Origin of the sequence: Corallococcus sp. AB049A, assembly GCF_003668885.1 — a bacterium.
GTDB classification, from domain to species: Bacteria; Myxococcota; Myxococcia; order Myxococcales; family Myxococcaceae; genus Corallococcus; species Corallococcus interemptor.
On record NZ_RAWL01000832.1, the window covers coordinates 1 to 973 of the forward strand.

Below are 973 nucleotides of genomic sequence, written 5' to 3' on the forward strand. Positions count from 1 at the left end.
CTCTCCGGCGGCGCTGTACCTGGCCGCGGCGGGCGTGGGCACGCTGGGCGTGGTGGACGCGGACGTGGTGGACCTGAGCAACCTCCAGCGCCAGGTGCTGCACACGCTGGAGCGCCGGGGTCAGCCCAAGGTCCAGAGCGCGAAGGCCGCCATCGAGGCCATCAACCCGGACGTGAAGGTGGTGCCCTTCCAGGAGCGGCTCACCTCCGCCAACGTGGAGCGCATCCTCGCGGACTTCGACGTCGTGCTGGACGGCGGGGACAACTTCCCCACGCGCTACCTGCTCAACGACGCGTGCCTGCGGATGGGCCTGCCCAACGTGCACGGCTCCGTGTTCCGCTTCGAGGGGCAGGTGACGACCTTCGTCCCCCACAAAGGCCCCTGCTACCGCTGCCTCTACCCCGCGCCGCCCCCGCCGGAGCTGGCGCCGTCGTGCGCGGAAGCCGGCGTCCTGGGCGTGCTGCCGGGGCTCATCGGGATGCTCCAGGCCACGGAGGCCCTGAAGCTGCTGCTGGGGGTGGGGGAGTCGCTGGTGGGGCGGCTGCTCACCTTCGACGCCCTGGGCACGCGCTTCCAGGAGCTCAAGCTGCGCCGCGACCCGGAGTGCCCGGTGTGCGCGCCCGGAGCGAAGGTCCAGCTCATCGATTACGAGCAGTTCTGCGCCACCGGAGCCTGGGCGGGGGCCTGAGCCAGGGGCTTGAGTCTCCCGGGTGATGCATTTCAGACGCAACGGGGCGGACGGGCCCGCGTATGATGCCGCCGGCCTGGACCCGGGGCGGTGGTGGAACGCGACCCGGGTCGGATACGAGAGCGGCAGCGGCAGGGAGACGACGGCGATGTCCGAGCAGAACGAGAACCAGGACACCAGGACGGGAGAGGACCGGCGCGACTCGCCCCGCGTCCCCATGCGCCTGAAGGTCGGCTGGGATGGGGCGGATGGCTTCCTGGAGCGCGCCGGGGACCTGTCCCTGGG

The 973-nt window shown here is 71.8% G+C and carries 1 protein-coding gene and 1 pseudogene; both read left to right on the forward strand.

Annotation, left to right across the window (positions count from 1 at the left end):
* Nucleotides 1-688: ThiF family adenylyltransferase (locus tag D7X55_RS39725; protein WP_199747354.1), on the forward strand; the 688-nt coding region annotated here is incomplete at its 5' end.
* Nucleotides 689-713: 25 nt separating this feature from the next.
* A pseudogene (locus tag D7X55_RS44330) lies at nt 714-973 on the forward strand (hypothetical protein); the annotation flags it as partial.